The following is a 301-nucleotide window of genomic DNA, read 5'->3' on the forward strand; positions in this document are numbered from 1 at the left end:
CCGCCGCCCTTGAGGAGCTGGCCGGGCCGGGGAGAGCACCCTTCGGCGTTTACCTGACCAGCCCGGATTATCTGGGCGGGATGCAGGATATTGCGGCCCTCTCTGCCGTCTGCGATGCTCACTGCGTGCCCCTGCTGGTGGATAACGCCCACGGGGCCTACCTGCGCTTTCTGCCCGGCGGGAGCCGCCACCCCATCGACCTGGGCGCGGCGGCCTGCTGTGACTCCGGCCACAAGACCCTGCCGGTGCTTACCGGGGGAGCCTCCTGCACGGGGGCCTTGGGGCCCAGATGCAGGTAGGC

General features: G+C 70.4%; 1 pseudogene. It reads left to right on the forward strand.

The features are described from left to right. Positions 1-263 (forward strand): annotated as a pseudogene (locus tag P0G09_RS18700) (amino acid decarboxylase); the annotation flags it as partial. Positions 264-301: the final 38 nt, after the last annotated feature.

It is taken from the genome of Faecalibacterium sp. DFI.5.82 (genome assembly GCF_029076575.1).
Lineage (GTDB): Bacteria > Bacillota > Clostridia > Oscillospirales > Ruminococcaceae > Faecalibacterium > Faecalibacterium duncaniae.